The following is an 18651-nucleotide window of genomic DNA, read 5'->3' as shown; positions in this document are numbered from 1 at the left end:
TTTCTTACCTATACGGGCTAACGCTAGTAAACGCCCTCTTCACCCTCCGGGCGGGTCTTGAACCGTCGATGCAGCCACAGATACTGCTCTGGGTGCTTACGAATCGCCCGCTCGATAAAGGCATTCACCCGCGTGGCATCGGCCATTTCATCACCACTGGGGAAATCTTCGAAGGCAGGCAAACACTCGATGGTGTAGGTGTGATTATCCGGGTTGCGGTGGAACATCAGCGGCACTACAGGAGCGCCCGTCATGCGGGCGATTTTCGAGGTGAGACGAATCGTCGCCGCCTGCTGACCAAACAGCGGCGCAAAGACGCTGACATCGCGGCCAAAATCCTGATCCGGTGAGTACCACACGATATGCCCCGCTTTGATGCGGCGTACCACGCCGCGCAAGTCATGGCGATCGATGGCTTGGCCAAAGATGCGTGAACGCGCACGGGTCATGAAGCGCTCGAACAGCGGGTTGTTATGGGGGCGGTAAACCACATCCGCCGGGAAAAACAGCGAGTGTAACGCCCCGCCTAGGTCCAGCGTCGAGAAGTGGATACCCACCACCAGCACGCCTTTGCCCTGGGCTTTGGCGCGTGCAAGGTGCTCTTGGCCGTGATAGGCCACTCGATGACGCAGCCCTTCGGCATCCCGACACCAGCCGGTTGCGGTTTCGACCAAACCAATCCCGTTGGCAATGAAGGTCTCTTTGACCAGTTGGCGCTGCTCATCGGCACTTTTTTCTGGAAAGCAGAGCGCGATGTTCGTGGCGGTGATGTGCCGACGACGCTTTACGAAGCGCCACGCCAGCAGGCCAATCGCTTTCCCCACCCAGAGCTTCACGCGCCAGGGGAGCCATGCGGCCACGTACATCAGGCCAATCGCCAGCCATGTCGGCCAGTAACGAGGGTGCGCAAAGGAGCGCGGATAAGACGCTTTAGACATACCGATAACCGTTTAAACGTGAGCCCCATGATAACGCCGTGGGGCTCTAGGCAGCACCCCCGTCAGCAGCGTATAGCTGATGGTATCGCAGTAGCGAGCCACTTCATCCACGGGCAACACGGCACCGTTGCTGGCCGCTCCCCATAGCACCACGTCACTGCCAATGGCCGCGTCAGGGACGTCGGTCACGTCCACCGTCAGCATGTCCATGGAGACCTTACCGGCAATCGGGCAGCGCTGGCCGTTGACCAGTACCGGCGTGCCATCGACGGCATGACGGTCATAGCCATCGCCATAGCCTGCGGCAACCACGGCAATCCGCGATGGGCGTGCTGCTTTCCAGCGCCCACCGTACCCCACCTGTTCGCCGGTATTGAGTTCGCGCAGCGCGATGATCTCTGAGCGTAGCGACATGACCGGACGTAGCTGGCGGGTGATGTCGTTGGCCACTTCCAACGGGTCGCTGCCATAGAGCATCACGCCGGGACGGTTCCAATCCCCATGAGCGGCTGGCCACGCCAGCGTCGCCGGGGAGTTGGCCAAACAGAGCGGCGCTTTCAGCTCGGCCGCCAGTCCTTGCAGCACGCGCATCTGGCGGTTGAAGTAGCTGGGATCTTGCGCATCGGCGTTGGCAAAGTGACTCATCAGATGCAGCGCCGTCACTTGAGGCGCATCGACCAGCCGCTGCCACACGCTGGGCGCTTGCTCCGGCGAGAACCCCAGCCGGTGCATGCCGGAATCCACTTTCAGCCACACGGGAATTGGCTGCCGAGGCGAATAGGCCAGCAGCGCCTCCACCTGCCAGGCGCTATGGACGCTGATCCAGAGGCGGTGCTGGTCGACTAGTGCCAGCTCTTCAGCGCTGAAGATACCCTCGAGCATTACGATGGGCGCTTGGATACCGCTTTCTCGCAGGCTCAGCGCCTCTTCGATGCAAGCCACGGCAAAGGCCGGCACGTCGGCTTCCAGCGCGCGAGCGCAGGCCAGCGCTCCGTGACCGTAAGCATCGGCTTTGATCACGGCCACTGAGCGGCTTTGCGGGGCGCAGCGGCACGCCAGTTGATAGTTGTGACGCAGCGCGTCCAAATCAATATGGGCCACTAGCGGGCGCATAGCGTTCTCACTCTTCAATTGACTGTTTCATTGACTCTTTTCGTCACTCTGTCCGTCACGCGTTCATTCACTCAGGCTCCGATGGGCAGTGGCTCAGCAGGCTCGCCACATTGGGACGGTCAGCGGCCCAACAGCGGGGAGTGAAAAACCGTCTGCCCAAAAACAGCGCACCGAGTGGATAACTCGGTGCGCTATGGGTATTGCCTTTGTTAACGTCGCTGAGCTCGGCCAGAATGGCTGACGTACCGCACGACCCTGGATTAACTCTCGAAAATCGCGTCGAGGGAGAGTCCCTGTTTTTCCAGCGAGCGGCGCAGCTTCTTTAACGCTTCCACCTGAATTTGGCGCACCCGCTCACGAGTTAGACCAATCTCCGCGCCAACCTCTTCCAGCGTCGCGGCTTCGTGGCCGCGTAGACCAAAGCGGCGTACCACGACCTCGCGCTGTTTTTCGCTCAGCTCATCCAGCCAATGGTCCACGTGCTCACGCACGTCGCCATCCACCAAACACGCTTCCGGACCGAGGACTTCGTCGTCAGTGAGCGTATCGATCAACGGCTTGTCGCTGTCACCGCCCATGGGGTAATCCACCGACGACACTCGTTCGTTGAGCCCCAGCATCTTCTTGACCGTCTCGACCGGCTTGTCGAGATGCTCGGCGATCTCCTCGGCGGTCGCTTCGTGATCCAACTTTTGCGTCAGCTCACGAGCAGCGCGCAGATAGATATTGAGCTCTTTTACCACGTGAATGGGCAGGCGAATGGTACGCGTCTGATTCATTAGCGCACGCTCGATGGTCTGGCGAATCCACCAGGTGGCATACGTAGAGAAGCGAAACCCCCGCTCGGGGTCGAACTTCTCGACGGCACGGATCAAACCAAGATTCCCCTCCTCGATCAAATCGAGCAGCGTTAAGCCTCGGTTCAGGTAGCGCCTGGCAATCTTGACTACCAGGCGCAGGTTAGATTCGATCATCCTGGAGCGACCAAGCGCATCGCCCTTGCGTGCCAGGCGGCCGTAATACACTTCTTCTTCCGGCGTCAGCAGCGGAGAAAAGCCGATCTCGTTAAGGTAGATCTGTGTCGCATCCAAGCTTTGAGTCGATTGACGGCCTTCACGGCCCAGCGCTTTTTCAAACGCATCCTCCTCGGCCGTAACGTCGTCGTCGGCGTCGTCCAACGCCTCCTCAACTTCATCCAGGTCAATCTCCTGTAGGTCCTTCTCCAGCATACTCATGGTCATACCCCCGTGGTCTCGCCTATCCGCCATGTAAAAAAGTAAGGGTGGTCGCACTCCCTGTGCGCGTGCACCTTATTGTTATATGACGCCCTGGTTCAGCTATTCGGGTACTCCTAGCAGGCATCACTCTACACCTGCCAAGGGATGGCTAGCGAGATGGCAGATAGTCCAACGGATCTTGCGGCTGGCCATCGCGGCGCACCTCAAAATGCAGTTTGACGGCATCTGCATCGCTATCGCCCATCGTGGCAATGACTTCTCCTGCCTCGACGACATCATTCTCTTTGACGTTCAAGCTATCATTATGTGCATAAGCACTGAGAAACTGATCGTTATGTTTCAGTAGTATTAGGTTACCGTAGCCGCGCACGCCGCTACCGGCGTAGACCACGATGCCCGGGCCTGCAGCACGAACAGGTTGCCCCTTTTGCCCGGCGATATCAATCCCGGCGGTGATGCTGCCTCCTTGCCCAAATTCACCGGTCACTTGGCCATCGGTGGGCCAACGCCAGTCGATGTTTTCGGCCGGCGTGAAGGTCCGTGACGAACGATCGGTGCGGGCCGTCTGCGTAGGCTCAGCGGCAGGCGCTGCTGCGGCGGCCGGGGTCGGCTCAGGTTCCGGCTCTGGGGTAGGCTCGGGCGCGGGTTCTTGTTCAGGCTGAGCGCTTGGCGTCTGAGGAGCTGCCTCCTCAGACGGTTCGGCAGCGGCAGCGACTTGTTGAGACGCCTCGACCGCCGTGCGCTCGGCACGCTCTGCCGTCAACCGCTGGTTGCGCTCAATGGCGCTCTCGTCCGGTAGCAGCCAGTCGAGCTCTTGGTCATTGCTCGCCACGGCGGTGGCTTGGGGCTGTAGCCCCGTGGCTACGGCACCGCTGGTGGCAGCGGGGGACCCGTTGCCGTCAGACGACGCCGCCATGCCTCCCGCACCTTCCCGCAGCGCGATGGTTTGGCCGGGGTAAATTTGGTAGGGCGCATCGATATTGTTGATGGCGGCGAGCTGGCGATAGTCCAGATTGTGCTGCCATGCGATGCCGTAGAGCGTATCGCCCGCTTTCACCGTGTACTGCGGCGCGTTCTCCACCGCGCGCCGGGCGTCGCTCAAGTCGCGCACCTGGGGGGTGTTGGACTGCTGACTGGCACAGCCACTCACCGCCAGTGCGAGTACCGTCATCATGAAAACCTTACGCATGCAAACCCTACTCCTGTTCAACGCCGTGCTAGCGATCAATGGAATGACTGTCTGTTGAGTGATGCTGGGCATGAGTGGTCGCGCGACGGTTGAGTGCTACGACGAGTAGCGCGCCGACGACCATCAACGTTATCACGCCAGTTACCTGCGCCGACGCCCCTGTCAGCACGGCGTAATCGTTGGGTAACAAATAGCGGTAAGCCAGCGGAATCATCTGCCCATCAGGACCTAACTGGTAGCGTAACAGCTCCCGCCAGGGCCAGAGAACCGGCAGCGAGCCGATAATGAAGCCCAGCAGTAGCTGCAGCGTTGCGCCATGATACCGCCGTAGCAGCCATGACAGCAGACGCGACGAGAGCGCCAACCCCACCACACAGCCCATTCCAAACAGCATGATAATACCGATATCGAAGCTGCGAATAGCCCCCATGATGGTGCCGTAGAGCCCCATGGTCAGCAGTAAGAAGCTGCCCGACACCCCAGGCAGCAGCATGGCGCTAATCGCTATGGCCCCCGCCACGATGACGACCAGCGACTCGTTCCCCACCATCAGCACTAGCGGCATCATTCCCGGCAGCAGCTTTGCCAGCATCAAACCAATGAGCAGCGGCAGCAAGTACCACATTTTCCACCGCTCACCGGCTTGACCGACGACCAGTGCCGACGCGGCAACCAGCCCAAAAAAGAAGCCCTCCAGCAGCAGCGGATAGGCCTCCATCAGCCACAGCGCGAGATGGGCTACGCTGACCAAGCTCACCGCCACGCCCGACAGCAGGGGGATCAAGAACGCTACGTTCAGATGCCGCGCCAGCCCTGTCCAGCCGCCGCTGCGCCAGGCACCGAGAGCGCTGGGACCAAACTGCTTGATGGTATTGATGAGTTCTTCATAAATACCGGTGATAAAGGCAATCGTGCCTCCCGATACGCCGGGAACTGCATCGGCAGCGCCCATCCCGGCGCCTCTTAAAAACAGTCCTAGGGGTCGACGCTTCAATCCACCACTCCTTGCAATAAAGGTACGAAGCGCACGGGTTCTAGTCGGCGCTTTTCAAAGGCGGAGCCAATCCGCTTGATTTGCGTCAGCCACTGGCTACCGTCTGACGCTTCTAACGGTGCGATCATCACACCATCGGGACGTAACTGCTCGAGCAGCGCTTCCGGCAGCGTTTGCGCGCAGGCGGTGAGCAGAATGACATCGAAAGGCGCCGCCTCCGGCCACCCCTCACCGCCATCCGCCACGGCCAGGGTGGCCGGTGCCTGCAGTCGCCACAACCGTTCGGCCGCGCGCTCGTGCAGGGTATAGATTCGCTCCAGGGAGTAAAGCGTTTCTACCAAACGCGATAGGATCAGGGTTTGATAACCTGAGCCGGTTCCCACCTCCAGCACGCGACGTGGCGAGGCGCGCAGCACCAATTCCGTCATTCGCGCCACCGTCAGGGGCTGCGAGAGCGTTTGACCGAAGCCGATGGGCAGCGCGGTGTCTTCATAGGCGCGGTGGGCAAGCGCTTCATCGACGAACAGATGACGCGGCTCGCTGGCCATGACGTCCAGCACACGCGGGTCGCTTACGCCCTGCTGCACAAGGCGCTCGATCATACGATCTCGGGTGCGCTGAGACGTCATACCACTACCGCGCAGCTCCCCAGGGGACAGATCAGGCAAAGGCATCCAACCAATCCTGCACATCGCGACGAGCCGGGTGGCGCGTTAAATCGGTTTGCAGCGGCGTGATCGATACATAGCCTGCTTCGATGGCGGCAAAATCGGTATCCTCGCCGTCATCCGCATTGGCGGCGACCGGCGCAATCCAGTAGCGCGTCCGCCCACGGGGATCCTGTACGGGTATTGGCTTTTCTGCTGGCCCGCGATAGCCCAGGCGAGTGACCTTCACACCTTTGATCGCTTCCCACGGCACGTCCGGCACGTTCACGTTCAGGAGCGTGCGCGGCGGCAGCGAGAGCTGGTCGGCAGCGCCGATCAAGCTCGCGGCGAATTTGGCCGCCGTGGCAAAGTGCTGGGTGCCGCATAGCGACACGGCAATGGCCGTCATGCCGAGGTTACGTCCTTCCATTGCGGCGGCTACCGTGCCCGAGTAGAGTACGTCATCACCCAGATTGCTGCCGTGATTAATACCCGACATGACCAGATCCGGCCGCTCGTCCCACACGCCGTTGACACCCAGGTAGACACAGTCCGCGGGCGTGCCATCGACACTGTAAAAGCCGTTTTCTAAGGCGCTCAGCGACAGCGGACGCGACAGCGTGAGCGAATTGCTCGCGCCGCTGCGGTCTCGATCCGGGGCGACCACGCGAAGATGGGCGTGGGGCAAGAGCGCATCATACAGCGCGCGCAGGCCGGGAGCGTGAACACCGTCATCGTTGGAAAGCAGCAGTCGCCGCATCAGAATCTCCTTACCTCAGCATCATGCCGTATCGGGATGATGAATTAGTTCGCCAATCACCGCCGTGGCAAAGCTACCACGGGGCAGCGCGAATGAGAGTAGCACGGCCTCTTGCTCGAACGTGGCCTGGGGCGCGATCAGCCGGGCACGCAGCGCACGTTGGCCGCGTTTGACGCCACTCTGTTCGAGCCCAGCGCACAGCGCAGGGTGCTGGGCCCCCAGTTGCGCTTCGTAGCGGCCAGCGTCACCGCCTGCCGCCTCCCCCACGCCCCATAAGACGCCCGTGGGGTGAACATCCAGCGCGGCGGCACGCGCCACTAGGCTCTCCTCGACGTCATCGATGGTAAAGACGCTTTGGGTGCCGTCGAGCATGAGCGTATCGCCTGCAATGGGCTGGCGCCAATTGTCATCCGCCAGCCGAGCGCTCAGCAGTTCGTTGAATAGAAAGCTGCGTGCCGTGGAAAGCATCATCCCCTGGCGGTCGTCCCGTTTACGCCAACCTTTGGCCAGCACGGCAGCGGCGCGCTGCAAGTTGCGCGCCCCGGCGCCGAAACGCTGGTGGCCAAAATAGTTGGGCACTCCCTGGGCACAGAGTGCTTCCCAGCGCGGGAGTAAGGCGTCTGGCCGAACCGCTTCACCGCTCAGGCGCAGCGTGAAATGGTTCGTACGGTGCACGCCCCGCTTCAATTTACGCGGATGGCGCGCCTTGGCCAGCACCGTGATGCCCGCCGCGCCGAGGGCGGCGGATAAGTTCTCAGGCGCTTCGCGACCAGGCAAGTGAACGCTCAGCCACTGGCGCGCCACCGCCACGCGATCTTTCATGCCGGAGTAGCCGATATCGCGCGGGGTGACACCGCACAAACGGCTGAGCAGTTTCGCCACATCTAACGTGGTTTGATTGCGCTTTTCAAGACGTAGCCACAGGTGCTCACCGTGGGCTTCCGGGGTGAAATCGAGCTGCTCATCGACGATGAAGTCTTCCGGCTGCACGCGATACTGGCCGGGGGCGGGCGCGCCCAACGTGGGCGTCAAGCTGCGCTGCCACACGGGAAGGTTAAGCATCCGACGCCTCTTGCGCGGCCAGCAGCACCACCGCTTCGGCGGCGATTCCTTCCCCTCGCCCGGTAAAGCCAAGACGCTCGGTCGTGGTGGCTTTGACGTTGACCTGCCCCAGCGTCACGCCCAGTGTCTCGGCAATCGCGGCGCGCATGGCCTCGATATGCGGCGCCATTTTGGGGGCTTGTGCCATGATCGTGGCGTCCAGATTCACGACCTCGAACCCTTCGCCCCGCACCAGCGCGACCACATGACGAAGCAGGCCGCGACTGTCCGCGCCCTTCCATGCCGGGTCGGTATCGGGAAAGTGGCGGCCAATATCGCCTAGCGCGCAGGCACCGAGCAGTGCGTCGCTAATGGCGTGAAGCAGGACATCGCCATCGGAGTGGGCAACGAACCCATGGTCGAACGGCAGCTTGACGCCGCCGATCATCAAATGATCACCCGGCCCAAAGCGGTGTACATCGAAGCCGTGGCCAATTCGCATTAGAAACTCCTGTTACTCGTGCTGCGCTGGGCAGCCATGATGGCAGCGGCCAGCGCTAAATCGTCAGGGTGGGTGACCTTCATGTTGTCGCGCCGCCCGCTGACGAGCTTGGGGGCCTCCCCCAGCGCCTCGACGGCGGAGGCTTCGTCCGTGACCACGGTGCCCTGCTGCTGGGCCTGGGTCAGCGCGTGATGCAGCAGCGCATAGCGAAACCCCTGTGGCGTCAGCGCGTGCCACAGGCCATCGCGCGGCTCGGTAGCGTGGCTCAAATGATCGCCCCGGTCGCGCTTCATGGTGTCAGCGACCGGCATGGCCAACAAAGCCCCACCCCGGTGGGCCTGGGCCGCATGATACAGAGCGCGAAGATCGTCGCGGGTGATGCAGGGCCGTGCGACGTCATGGACCATGACCAGATCGTCGTCATCGGCTGCCATGGCCTGCAGGGCGTTCACGACGCTGTGCATGCGCTCTTCGCCCCCAGGCACCCGCTGCCACTGGGCAAACGGCACCCAGTCTGGCTGAAACCAGCGGTCCTCGGGGTCCAAACAGAGCACTAAACGCGCCTGCGGAAAGGCGTCATGCAAACGCGCCAAGGTATGTGCCAAGATCGGTTGGCCCTCCAGATGGAGGTACTGCTTGGGCTTGTCGGCCCCCATGCGCTTACCCTGCCCGGCAGCGGGCACGACGAGCCAGAGTCGCGACGTCATGGGTGCACGTCCTCACCTTCGTCTGGCGGAATGACCCCAGGCTGAGCCACGAGCCCGGCATGGATGCCGACCAGCTCATTTTCGATGGCCACGCCCGGCACCCAGAAAAACTGCTCGTCGGTACGCACCATGCCCATATCGCTGCGGGCCCGCTCTTCGATGGCATCCAGCCCGGTTTTCAAGTCGGTGACCTCCGCCGCCAGCCGCGCATTGCGCTCACGCAGCGGGTCATTGGCAGCTTCCTGAATGGCGACCCGCCGCTCTACCTGCTGCAGATCCTGCCAGCCGCCGTTTCCCAGCCAAAGCTGGTACTGCAGCAACCCCAGCACGGCCAGCAGCAGGCCTACGAGCCATTTGTGCATCACGGACATCCTTTGTGAAAGCGGAAACGGCGCGCATTATGCCATTAAGGGCTGAGTCCAGCGAGCCGCGACGCGGTGGGAGTTACTTAAACGGTAACGCCTCTTCGGCGGCGTGGCGATAGGCCATGATATGGACACCCTCTTGCTGACAAAACTGCGCCACGCCAGCGGCCAGCCCCGGGTGTGCCACATAGTGCAGCGAACGCACCCGTTGGGGGGCAAAGCCTCGCACGAGCTTATGTTCGCCCTGGGTGCCAGGGTCGAACAGCGTCAATCCTTTGGCCAAGCAGGCGTCGATGCCCTGGTAGTAACAGGCTTCGAAGTGCAGGCAATCGGCCACGACTTCGCTTCCCCAATAACGGCCATAGAGCGTGCTTCCTCCCTGAAAATAGAGCGCTGCAGCGACGGGTCGCCCCTCCAGCCGAGCCTGCACCAGCATCAGCGCCTCGGGCATCACTTGGCGCAACCGTTCGAAGAAGGCGTGATTGAGATAGGGCGGACGTCCGCGTTCGTGGTAAGTGATGGTGTAGCAGCGGTAAAAATGCGCCATGTCCACTTCGCTGATCTCCGCGCCTTCCAAGCGGTGCAGGGTAATCCCCTGGTCAGCCACTAAACGCCGCTCGCGCTTGATCATTTTCCGCCGTTTGGCGGTGAGGCTGGCAAGAAAACCGTCGAAATCACCGAAACCGCGATCCCGCCACTGAAACTGTACGCCTTCCCGAGCGATCAAATCCGGGCAGTGGCGCTGCCACGCCTCGACCTCCGGCTCGTCGGCAAACAGCAGATGCCAACTCGACAGCGCCATGGCGTCACACTGCTCCCGCCAGCCCATCGCTAACTGCGCTCGAACAGCGTCGGCATCGGCGTCGGGAGCGATCAAGGTGCGCGGACCTGGCACTGGCGTGAAGGGAATGGCGCTCAGTGCTTTCGGATAATACTTCCCACCCGCGCGCTCCAGCGCCTCGGCCCACCCCCAGTCGAACACGTACTCTCCGTAGGAGTGATGCTTACGATACATTGGCAGCGCACCGACCAGCGTCTCGCCCTGCCAAACACATAGATGACAAGGCTCCCAGCCGGTCGCCGCGCTGACGGAGCCGCTAACCTCCAGCGCATGCAAAAAGTCGTGACGCAGGAAAGGCTGATCGTCACGCACGAGCGCATCCCACTGACTTGCCGCAACGGCCTCAATGGCAGGTAGAATGGAAAAGGAGAGCGGACGTAGAGGCATAACATCTCCCGGGCACACTGGCACAAATGGCGGATGGCTTACTGTACCACTCCGGCCGCCTATGCGTATGAACCGCCTTCATTTATCAACCAGCGGGGATGCTGGGCAGAAGTGCGCCAACACCGCTCACAAGCACGCTGTACCGACACCCGTGACTCCAAGGAGAGGCCATGACTCGCGACTTGACGGATAGTTTACAGGCGCAGCGCCAAGCAGCCGGCCCCGCGCCTTTTCCAACGCTGGCCGTTCGTCGTGAACGCTTGGCACGCCTCGCCAGTATGACGAAACGCCACCAGCAGGCGATCGTACGGGCCATCCAGCGCGATTTTGGTCAACGCAGCGAGACCGAGATCCACCTGGCCGAGATCATTCCGGTACTCCACGCAGCGCGCCACGCCCGCCGACACCTTTGGCACTGGATGCGACCTCGCCGCGCGGGCGTTCCTCTGCGGCTCTGGCCCGCTCGCGCCCGCATTGCCCCGCAGCCGCTAGGCGTCGTGGGCGTGATGTCTCCCTGGAACTACCCATGGAGCCTCAGCTTGATGCCGGTCATCGATGCGTTGGCAGCGGGCAACACGGTCATGCTCAAACCCAGCGAGTTGACGCCCCATACCAGCGCGCTACTCGCCAAGCTGGTGCCTCAATACTTCACGCCAGAGGAGTTCTGCGTAATTCAGGGCGGAATCGAGGTGGCCAGAGCGTTCAGCGCACTACCGTTTGATCATTTGGTGTTTACGGGTTCGACCCACGTGGGCCGTCAGGTGGCGATGGCCGCCGCCGCGAACCTTACCCCCGTCACCTTGGAGCTGGGCGGTAAGTCACCGGCACTGGTGGCCAGCGATGCGGATCTCGACAGCGCCGCCGACGCGATTATCTTCGGTAAGGGTTTCAACGGCGGACAAACCTGTATCGCGCCGGATTACGTGATCGTGGAGAGCCGCCGCTTGGATGCGCTGACCCATGCCCTGAAGCGTGCCATTCGCCGCCAGCGACCCACGGACATCGAGGCGACCGGCTACGTCAGTGAGGCCCACCGGGTGCGGATCGACGCATTACTGAACGACGCCCGTGACCACGGCTGCCGCGTGATCGAGCATGGCGACCATGCACCGGCCCTCGTGATCGATCCGCACCAGCGCCTGCCATTGATGCAAGAAGAGATTTTTGGACGTGCGCTGCCTGTCATCAGCGTCAAGCGAATTGACGACGCCGTGCGGCTGATCAATCAACGTCCCCATCCTTTGGTGCTGTATGCCTTTACACACCAGACGACGCTGCAGGAAACCCTGCGCCGCGGCACCCGCTCCGGCGCGCTGGTATTCAATGACACCCTGATCCACCACGCCGTCCCTTCGCTCCCCTTTGGCGGCGTGGGCGAGAGCGGCAGCGGCGCGTATCACGGTCGACACGGCTTCGAACGGTTTAGCCATCTTCGCAGCATGTTTTACCAGTCCAAGCGCCCTAGCAGCCGCTGGCTACGACCGCCTTATCATCGCTGGCTGCTAAAATTACTTCGCCTTGGCTAAAGCTAGCGGGCTAATGTCCGATACTTCTCTAATACGTTTTTTTCATAAGCCCCTCACGTTTAGGAAACGCCATGCAAGCCGCCGAGCGACCGGAGAATGAATCACAGCGCCTGACAGCCTTGCATGCGTTACGCATCCTCGATACGCCCATCGACGACGCTTTCGAGCAGCTGACCCAGCTTGCCTGCGATCTCTTCGACGTTCCGACCGCGCTGGTGTCGCTCGTGGACGAGGAGCGTCAGTGGTTCAAATCGCATCATGGGCTTGATGCCTGCGAAACCCGTCGCGAGATCTCCTTTTGTGCCCATGCGGTCGCTGCCAATACGCCGCTGGTCATCGAAGATACCGGCGATGATCCACGCTTTGCCGACAATCCGCTGGTGCAAGGGATGCCCCATATCCGCTTTTACGCCGGACATCCGCTCAGACCCACCGGCGAGCTGGCCGTGGGCACCCTGTGCTTGATCAGCGACCGGCCTCGCACTTTCTCGGCGCGAGACAGGCAGATACTGGCTCGCTTGGCAGGACAAGTGGACGAGCTGCTGCGCCAGCACCAAATGCGTCATACCCTCTCGCAGGTCACCCGGCGTTACGAGGCGTTGTTCAATGAGAGCGCAACCGGCATCGTGCGTATCGACCGCGAAGGCAAAGTGCTGGGCATCAACCCCTATGCGCTCACGATGCTGGGCTATACCAAACAGGAGGTCGTTGGCCGTAACGTCTCGATGCTAACACCGCCTACGATTCGCGCGGAGCACGACCACTTTATCGCGCGCTTTCTGACGGGCAGCGACCCCAAGGTGATCGGTCGAGGCCGGGAAGTGGAGGCGCTGCATAAAGAGGGGCGTCTCGTCCCCGTTCATCTTGCGGTCAACGCCATTCACAACGAACAGGACGAGGTGGTGGAGTTTCTCGGCATTCTCACCAACCTGAGCGATGTGTACGACGCCAACCACCGAATGCATAAAGAGCAGAGCCTGTTGAAGGTGCTGCACCAGGGAATTACCGACTACCAAGCCTTGATGTCCGGCGAGCAGCTGTGGTCCTTCCTCATGGAAGCGCTGCGTGAGCTGACCGACAGCGATTATGCGCTGATTGGCGAAGTGCTGCCGACGAGCACCACGAACGCCCTCAAAATTCACGCCATCACCGATCTCTCCTGGAGCGATGAATCGCGCCATTTGATGGAGCAGCTACGCAGCGGGGATATGAGGTTGACCAACCCCGACTCGTTGCTGGGACGCGTATTCGCCCACGGCGACGTGGTGATCACCGACGACGTGTATCACCACGCCCAGCGTGGCGGCTTCCCTCCCGGCCATCCGCGAATCGACAACTACTTGGGTGCGCCGATTTTCAGCGGTGATAAGCTGATTGGCATGTTCGCCATTGCCAACAGCCAGCAAACGCTCAGCCAGACGCTGTTGGATTGGCTGCAGCCGTTTACCGACACCTGTGCCCTGCTGATCAATTTGTACCGGCAGATGGCCGAGCGTGAGCAGGTCACCCGGGATCTTGCTGCCGCTAGAGATCAGGCCGAACAGGCCAATAAGGCGAAAAGCGAGTTCCTGTCGTCCATGAGCCACGAGCTGCGCACACCGCTTAACGCCATCCTCGGGTTTGCGCAGCTATTGGGCAAAGGGCGCCGCGACCCGCTCAGCGAGAAGCAGCAGCGCCAGGTCAATCAAATCGAAAAGAGCGGGCAGCACCTGCTGAGCTTGATCAACGAAGTGCTTGATTTGGCCAAAATCGAGTCAGGCCACATGACGCTCTCCATCGAGCCCATTGCAATGGAGGGCGTGATCGACGACGCCTGCAGCACGCTGGAAGCCAGTATCGATGCCGCCGGGCTGACGCTTCAGCGCCCGCCGCTGGCCAAGCCATGGCAGGTGGCCGCTGACTACACCCGTACCAAGCAGGTGCTGCTCAACCTGCTCTCCAACGCCATCAAATACAATCGCCCGCAAGGTTCGATACGGATAACCGTCGAACAGCAGGGCAGCGAGCTGTGCGTTCGCGTGACGGATTCTGGGTATGGCATCGCGCCGGAGCGCCAACACGAACTCTTCGAACCATTCAATCGGCTCGATGCCGAGCATGGCACCATCGAAGGCACCGGTATTGGGCTGGCGATCACCCGTGAGCTGGTGGAGCGCATGCGGGGGCAGATCGGTGTGACGAGCACGCCTGGGCAGGGCGCCACCTTCTGGTTCACGCTTCCGCTCACCGAGGCCAGCCCCCCGAATGAATCATCGGTGGCGAGAACGCTATCCAACGCCGCGGCGAACCCGCGCCGCCTACACCTGCTGTATATCGAAGACAACCCCACTAACCAGCGTTTGATTGAAGATATCATGGAGGATTTTGATCAAGTGCGGCTGCAGACCGTCACCAGTGCCGAGTTGGGGCTCGACATCATGCGCCACTCTCCCCCCGATTTGGTGCTGATGGACATTCATTTGCCCGGCATGAACGGCTATCAAGCGCTGGATGCGATTCAGCACGATCCGCGATTGCAGCATATTCCGGTGGTGGCACTCTCCGCGAACGCCATGGAGCGCGACCGAGCGCACGGTTTAGCCGCTGGGTTTGCCGACTATCTCACCAAGCCGATTGATATCGACCAACTCTCCTCGACACTGAGTCGCTACGTATCGGCAGCCTCTGTCACAGAAACACCAAGGAAGACGCCATGACGTTTATGAACAAGCATCTACTGGTAGTGGATGACAACAGCATCAACGTCGAGTTACTGCTGGACCTGCTGGACGACCAGGGATTCGACAATGTGCACGGCCTCAGCGACCCGCGGCTTGTGCTGGCGCACTGCCAAGCGGCACTCCCCGACCTGATCTTGCTCGACATTCGTATGCCCTACCTCGATGGCTACGGCGTCATGGAGCAGCTGCAGTCAACGTTTGCCGAACATACGCCGCCGGTTATCGTGCTGACCGCACAAATCGATGACGAAACGCGTCACCGAGCGTTAAGCATGGGAGTGCGCGACTTTCTGACCAAACCCTTCAAGCATGACGAAGTGCTGCAGCGGATACGCAACACCCTAAGCGTGGAGCATCGCTATCAGGTGCGCGACAAGCAGGCCGAAACGCTTGAGCAAATGGTCGCCAAGCGCACCGAAGAGCTGGACCGCCAGTCACGTACCGACCCCATCACCCAACTACCCAACCGGCGGGCGCTAACGCAGTACCTGGCCGACGCAGCGCGACAGGGCCGCCCCACGGGGTTGTTGTTCATCGCGCTGGATCACCTCGATGATGTCGTCCGCTTACATGGCTACGGCATTGCCGACCAGCTCATGGTGCATATCAGCCATCGGCTCGACGATCAGTTGGAAGCGAGCAGCACGCTCGGGCTGTGGGGCGGCAGCGAACTCTTGGTGATCACCCCAACGGCCGAGCTGAGCGAGCTGCGCCAGTTGGCCTCGCGACTGCTGAGCTGCTTCGAGCACGATCAAACCTTGGGCGACCTGCTGCTACCGCTGAACGCCCGCATCGGCATCAGTTGGTCTCAAGGCCATTTCAAGACCGAGCGCTTGGTGCACATGGCCGCCCTGGCGCTGCCGCAAAGCGGCTCACTCAGGCTGCAAAGCTACAACGAAACCCTGGAAAACCAGCAGCGCCATCGGCTGCATCTACAGCAGGCCATTCGTGGCGCGACCCAGCGCGGGGAAATGTCGCTCGCCTTTCAGCCCAAGCTCTCGCTCGAGACCCAGCGCGTGATCGGGGCTGAGGCGCTGCTACGCTGGCATCACCCAGAGCTGGGCCACGTCTCTCCCGGCGATTTCATTCCGCTGGCAGAGGCGAGCGGTGATATCCTCTCGATTGGCGAATGGGTGCTGGAAGAAGCCATGCGCTATATTGCCGACTGGCGGGCCAAGGGGCTGCTGGACGACAATTTCCATATTGCCGTGAACGTGGCGGCGCGCCAGCTGGCGCGTAAGGACTTTGCCGAAAACCTGCTAGCTCGCCTGGCCAAGCACGGCATACCGGAGCGGTTTTTCGCCCTGGAAGTCACCGAGTCGGGCCTGCTTAGTGATATGCACAATGCGCGCATTCAGCTAGCACAACTGGCCGAGGTGAACATAGCTGTGGCCATCGATGACTTTGGTACCGGGCACTCGTCGCTGGCATATGTCAAAACGCTGCCGTTCTCGACGTTAAAAATCGACCGTGCCTTCGTCATGGACATCGAAAAAGATCCAATCGACCGGCATCTAGCGCTCACCATCACCCAGCTTGCCCATGCCGTGGGCTGCGACGTGGTGGCCGAAGGCATCGAAACCGCCGCCCAGGCCGACTACTTACGTTCAATTGGTTGCGAAGCTGCACAAGGGTATTACTATGCTCGTCCGCTGCCCGCCGATGAGTTCTATCGCTGGTGCAGGGACTGGAAACCCCATTCACATCTAACGCTTGCCACGGAGTCAGTTAATGGCGCATGACCTGCTAGACCGCTTACGGGAACGCTTGGAAGAATTGAACCGCTCTGAGCGTAAAGTCGCGAACGTCATCTTGGAAGATCCCGCAGCGGCCACCAGCCTGAGCATCGCCAGCCTCGCCCAAGCGGCGAGCGTCAGTGAGCCTACCGTCAACCGGTTCTGCCGTAATTTCGGCGCCAAGGGCTATCCCGATTTCAAAATCAAACTGGCCCAAAGCCTAGCAGGCGGAACGCCTTATGTGACCCGCGCCGTCGAACCCGGCGATACCGCCACGCAGTACACCCATAAAATCTTTGGGGCGACCATTGCCGCGCTTGATGAAGCTCAGCGGGAAGTGGACATGGCGGCCGTCGAGCGGATGGTGGATTATCTGACGCAAGCCAAGCAGATTCACTTTTTTGGGTTGGGGGCATCCGGCGCCGTCGCGCAGGACGCCCAGCATAAATTCTTCCGCTTCAACCTGCCGGTCATGGCGTACGTCGACGTGCTGATGCAGCGCATGGTGGCAGCGGCCTGCCATACCGGCGATGTGGTGGTGATCATCTCCTACACCGGGCGCACGCGTGAGCTGGTCGACATTGCCAAGGTAGCCAGAGAGGCTGGCGCCGTGGTGTTGGGGATTACCGCGCCAGACTCTCCGCTCTCGCAGGAGTGCACGGCCACGCTGGAAGTCGCCACTCCCGAAGATACCGACCACTACATGCCGATGACTTCGCGGGTCATTCAACTTACGCTGATCGATGCTCTCGCCACTGGGGTGACGCTTAGGCGCGGCGAAGATTTCTTGCCGCACCTAAAAAAGATCAAGGACAGCCTGCGCGATACTCGGTTTCCAGTGGAAAAACCCACCAAATAAGCGTCGCTAGGGTTACGCGTCCACCGCCGTCGTCACGGTAATCTCGACTTTCAACTCGTCGGCAGGCATTGGCGCGCATACGCAGGTGCGTGCCGGTGCATGACCTTCCGGTACCCAGGCATCCCATACCGCGTTCATGGCGGCAAAATCACCGCCATCTTTCAGGTAAATCGTGGCGCTCAGCAGCTGCTCACGGCTGGAGCCGATCTCTGTCAGCAGTGCATCGACCCGCGCCAGCATGCTCTCGGTCTGGGCGGTGATATCGCCATGGCGCGCGTCGGGGCCCGCCACCTGGCCGCACAAATAGGCCACGCCCTGATGAATCACCGCACGGCTCATGCGGGCTTTTGTATCATGACGCTGAATGCTCATAGTTCGTTCTCCTAGGTCGATGCAAAAAGGCAGTGTAAACCGCTACCCAGCCGCTGCCTATGCTTCGTTAGCCAGCGAGCCTTAGGTCGGCACGGGGCGATGCTCGAACACGCGGCGCAGTACGAAGCTCGTGTGGGCCCCGGTGACCCCTTCGATACGGTTGATCACGTGGAGGAGCAGGTGTTGGTAATCATCCATGTCCTTCACCAGAATTTTGAGCTGAAAATCCGCCGCTTGTCCGGTAATGATCAAACACTCCACCACGTTGGGAATGTTACGGATATGACGTTCGAAGTTATCGAAGCGCTCGGGCGTGTGCTGGTCCATCGAGATATGCAAAAGCGCCATGAGCTGATACCCGAGCGGGCGCGCATCCACCACTGCCCGATATTGGGTAATCAGCCCATGCTCCTCCAAGGCCCGCACGCGCCGTAAACAGGGCGAAGGCGATAGCCCGATGCGCTCGGCAAGCTCCTGATTGCTGATGCGTCCCTCCTGCTGCAGGACCTCCAGAATACGGCGGTCGAAACGGTCGAGCGTCAAAGGCGCGGTAGCCATGTCGGTAACTCCTGCCAATTTAAAAATAGTTATTGATATATTCTGCCATTAAATCCTGAAAAAGCCATATTTTCGCAACAACCTGTCGCGACCCATGCCTTAGACTGTGTTGACTGCCACAAGCGGTCCTCGATTGACGCCTTACCCAGGCGTCCCCC

18 protein-coding genes are annotated in these 18651 nt (G+C 61.0%); 4 read left to right on the top strand and 14 right to left on the bottom strand.

Going from position 1 to position 18651, the window contains the following annotated elements; genetic code table 11:
* Positions 1–23: 23 nt before the first annotated feature.
* The 12 genes from lpxL to QIT27_RS04195 form a co-directional block, all read right to left on the bottom strand.
* Positions 24–938, bottom strand: a complete 915-nt coding sequence (gene lpxL, locus QIT27_RS04250) for an LpxL/LpxP family Kdo(2)-lipid IV(A) lauroyl/palmitoleoyl acyltransferase (protein WP_159343005.1) — start codon at positions 936–938, stop codon at positions 24–26.
* A gap of 12 nt (positions 939–950) precedes the next feature.
* Positions 951–2051 (bottom strand): alanine racemase, encoded by a 1101-nt coding sequence (gene alr / locus QIT27_RS04245; RefSeq protein ID WP_285262994.1) that lies wholly within the window; start codon positions 2049–2051, stop codon positions 951–953.
* 260 nt (positions 2052–2311) lie between these two features.
* Positions 2312–3286 (bottom strand): RNA polymerase sigma factor RpoS, encoded by a 975-nt coding sequence (gene rpoS / locus QIT27_RS04240; protein ID WP_285262993.1) that lies wholly within the window; start codon positions 3284–3286, stop codon positions 2312–2314.
* A gap of 151 nt (positions 3287–3437) precedes the next feature.
* Complete coding sequence (locus QIT27_RS04235; protein ID WP_285262992.1) at positions 3438–4478, bottom strand: peptidoglycan DD-metalloendopeptidase family protein; 1041 nt, start codon at positions 4476–4478, stop codon at positions 3438–3440.
* 28 nt (positions 4479–4506) lie between these two features.
* Positions 4507–5472, bottom strand: a complete 966-nt coding sequence (locus QIT27_RS04230; protein ID WP_285262991.1) for a DUF368 domain-containing protein — start codon at positions 5470–5472, stop codon at positions 4507–4509.
* Positions 5469–6146, bottom strand: coding sequence for a protein-L-isoaspartate(D-aspartate) O-methyltransferase (locus QIT27_RS04225; RefSeq protein ID WP_159343010.1), 678 nt, complete (start codon positions 6144–6146; stop codon positions 5469–5471). Before QIT27_RS04225 ends, QIT27_RS04230 begins: the two co-directional genes overlap by 4 nt.
* On the bottom strand, positions 6133–6879 hold the full coding sequence (surE, locus tag QIT27_RS04220; protein WP_285262990.1) for a 5'/3'-nucleotidase SurE: 747 nt from the start codon (positions 6877–6879) through the stop codon (positions 6133–6135). The genes QIT27_RS04225 and surE overlap by 14 nt, the downstream gene beginning before the upstream one ends.
* Before the next feature lie 21 nt (positions 6880–6900).
* Entirely contained in the window at positions 6901–7941 is a 1041-nt protein-coding gene (gene truD / locus QIT27_RS04215) for a tRNA pseudouridine(13) synthase TruD (RefSeq protein ID WP_285262989.1), read from the bottom strand.
* Entirely contained in the window at positions 7934–8422 is a 489-nt protein-coding gene (ispF, locus tag QIT27_RS04210) for a 2-C-methyl-D-erythritol 2,4-cyclodiphosphate synthase (protein ID WP_285262988.1), read from the bottom strand. Before ispF ends, truD begins: the two co-directional genes overlap by 8 nt.
* Positions 8422–9129 (bottom strand): 2-C-methyl-D-erythritol 4-phosphate cytidylyltransferase, encoded by a 708-nt coding sequence (gene ispD, locus QIT27_RS04205; RefSeq protein WP_253017743.1) that lies wholly within the window; start codon positions 9127–9129, stop codon positions 8422–8424. Before ispD ends, ispF begins: the two co-directional genes overlap by 1 nt.
* The gene (ftsB, locus tag QIT27_RS04200; RefSeq protein ID WP_253017742.1) at positions 9126–9491 is read right to left on the bottom strand and encodes a cell division protein FtsB; all 366 of its coding nucleotides are present in this window, start codon (positions 9489–9491) and stop codon (positions 9126–9128) included. Before ftsB ends, ispD begins: the two co-directional genes overlap by 4 nt.
* An 82-nt stretch (positions 9492–9573) precedes the next feature.
* Positions 9574–10722: a GNAT family N-acetyltransferase gene (locus QIT27_RS04195; RefSeq protein ID WP_285262987.1), complete on the bottom strand. Its 1149-nt coding sequence runs from the start codon at positions 10720–10722 to the stop codon at positions 9574–9576.
* 170 nt (positions 10723–10892) lie between these two features.
* Here QIT27_RS04195 and QIT27_RS04190 point away from each other — a divergent pair, with 170 nt between their 5' ends.
* The 4 genes from QIT27_RS04190 to QIT27_RS04175 all read left to right on the top strand — a co-directional run bounded on the left by QIT27_RS04190 (position 10893) and on the right by QIT27_RS04175 (position 17563).
* On the top strand, positions 10893–12248 hold the full coding sequence (locus QIT27_RS04190; protein ID WP_285262986.1) for an aldehyde dehydrogenase family protein: 1356 nt from the start codon (positions 10893–10895) through the stop codon (positions 12246–12248).
* 71 nt (positions 12249–12319) lie between these two features.
* Positions 12320–14944 carry an ATP-binding protein gene (locus QIT27_RS04185; RefSeq protein WP_285262985.1) on the top strand — a complete coding sequence of 875 codons (2625 nt, stop codon included), beginning with the start codon at positions 12320–12322 and terminating at the stop codon, positions 14942–14944.
* Entirely contained in the window at positions 14941–16710 is a 1770-nt protein-coding gene (locus tag QIT27_RS04180) for an EAL domain-containing response regulator (RefSeq protein ID WP_285262984.1), read from the top strand. Before QIT27_RS04185 ends, QIT27_RS04180 begins: the two co-directional genes overlap by 4 nt.
* A complete protein-coding gene (locus QIT27_RS04175) occupies positions 16700–17563 on the top strand; it encodes a MurR/RpiR family transcriptional regulator (RefSeq protein ID WP_253017737.1) in 864 nt (287 codons plus the stop codon). The genes QIT27_RS04180 and QIT27_RS04175 overlap by 11 nt, the downstream gene beginning before the upstream one ends.
* A 12-nt stretch (positions 17564–17575) precedes the next feature.
* On the opposite strand, the gene QIT27_RS04170 is transcribed toward QIT27_RS04175, so the two are convergent.
* On the bottom strand, positions 17576–17935 hold the full coding sequence (locus tag QIT27_RS04170) for a RidA family protein (RefSeq protein WP_159343021.1): 360 nt from the start codon (positions 17933–17935) through the stop codon (positions 17576–17578).
* Between the two features lie 81 nt (positions 17936–18016).
* Positions 18017–18493, bottom strand: a complete 477-nt coding sequence (locus QIT27_RS04165) for an Lrp/AsnC family transcriptional regulator (RefSeq protein ID WP_285262983.1) — start codon at positions 18491–18493, stop codon at positions 18017–18019.
* Between the last annotated feature and the right edge of the window lie 158 nt (positions 18494–18651).

Source organism: Halomonas sp. LC1 (assembly GCF_030247125.1).
Classification (GTDB): Bacteria; Pseudomonadota; Gammaproteobacteria; order Pseudomonadales; family Halomonadaceae; genus Vreelandella.
Note: the sequence above shows the minus strand (reverse complement) of the source record. Positions and strands in the feature narration are given on the sequence as shown.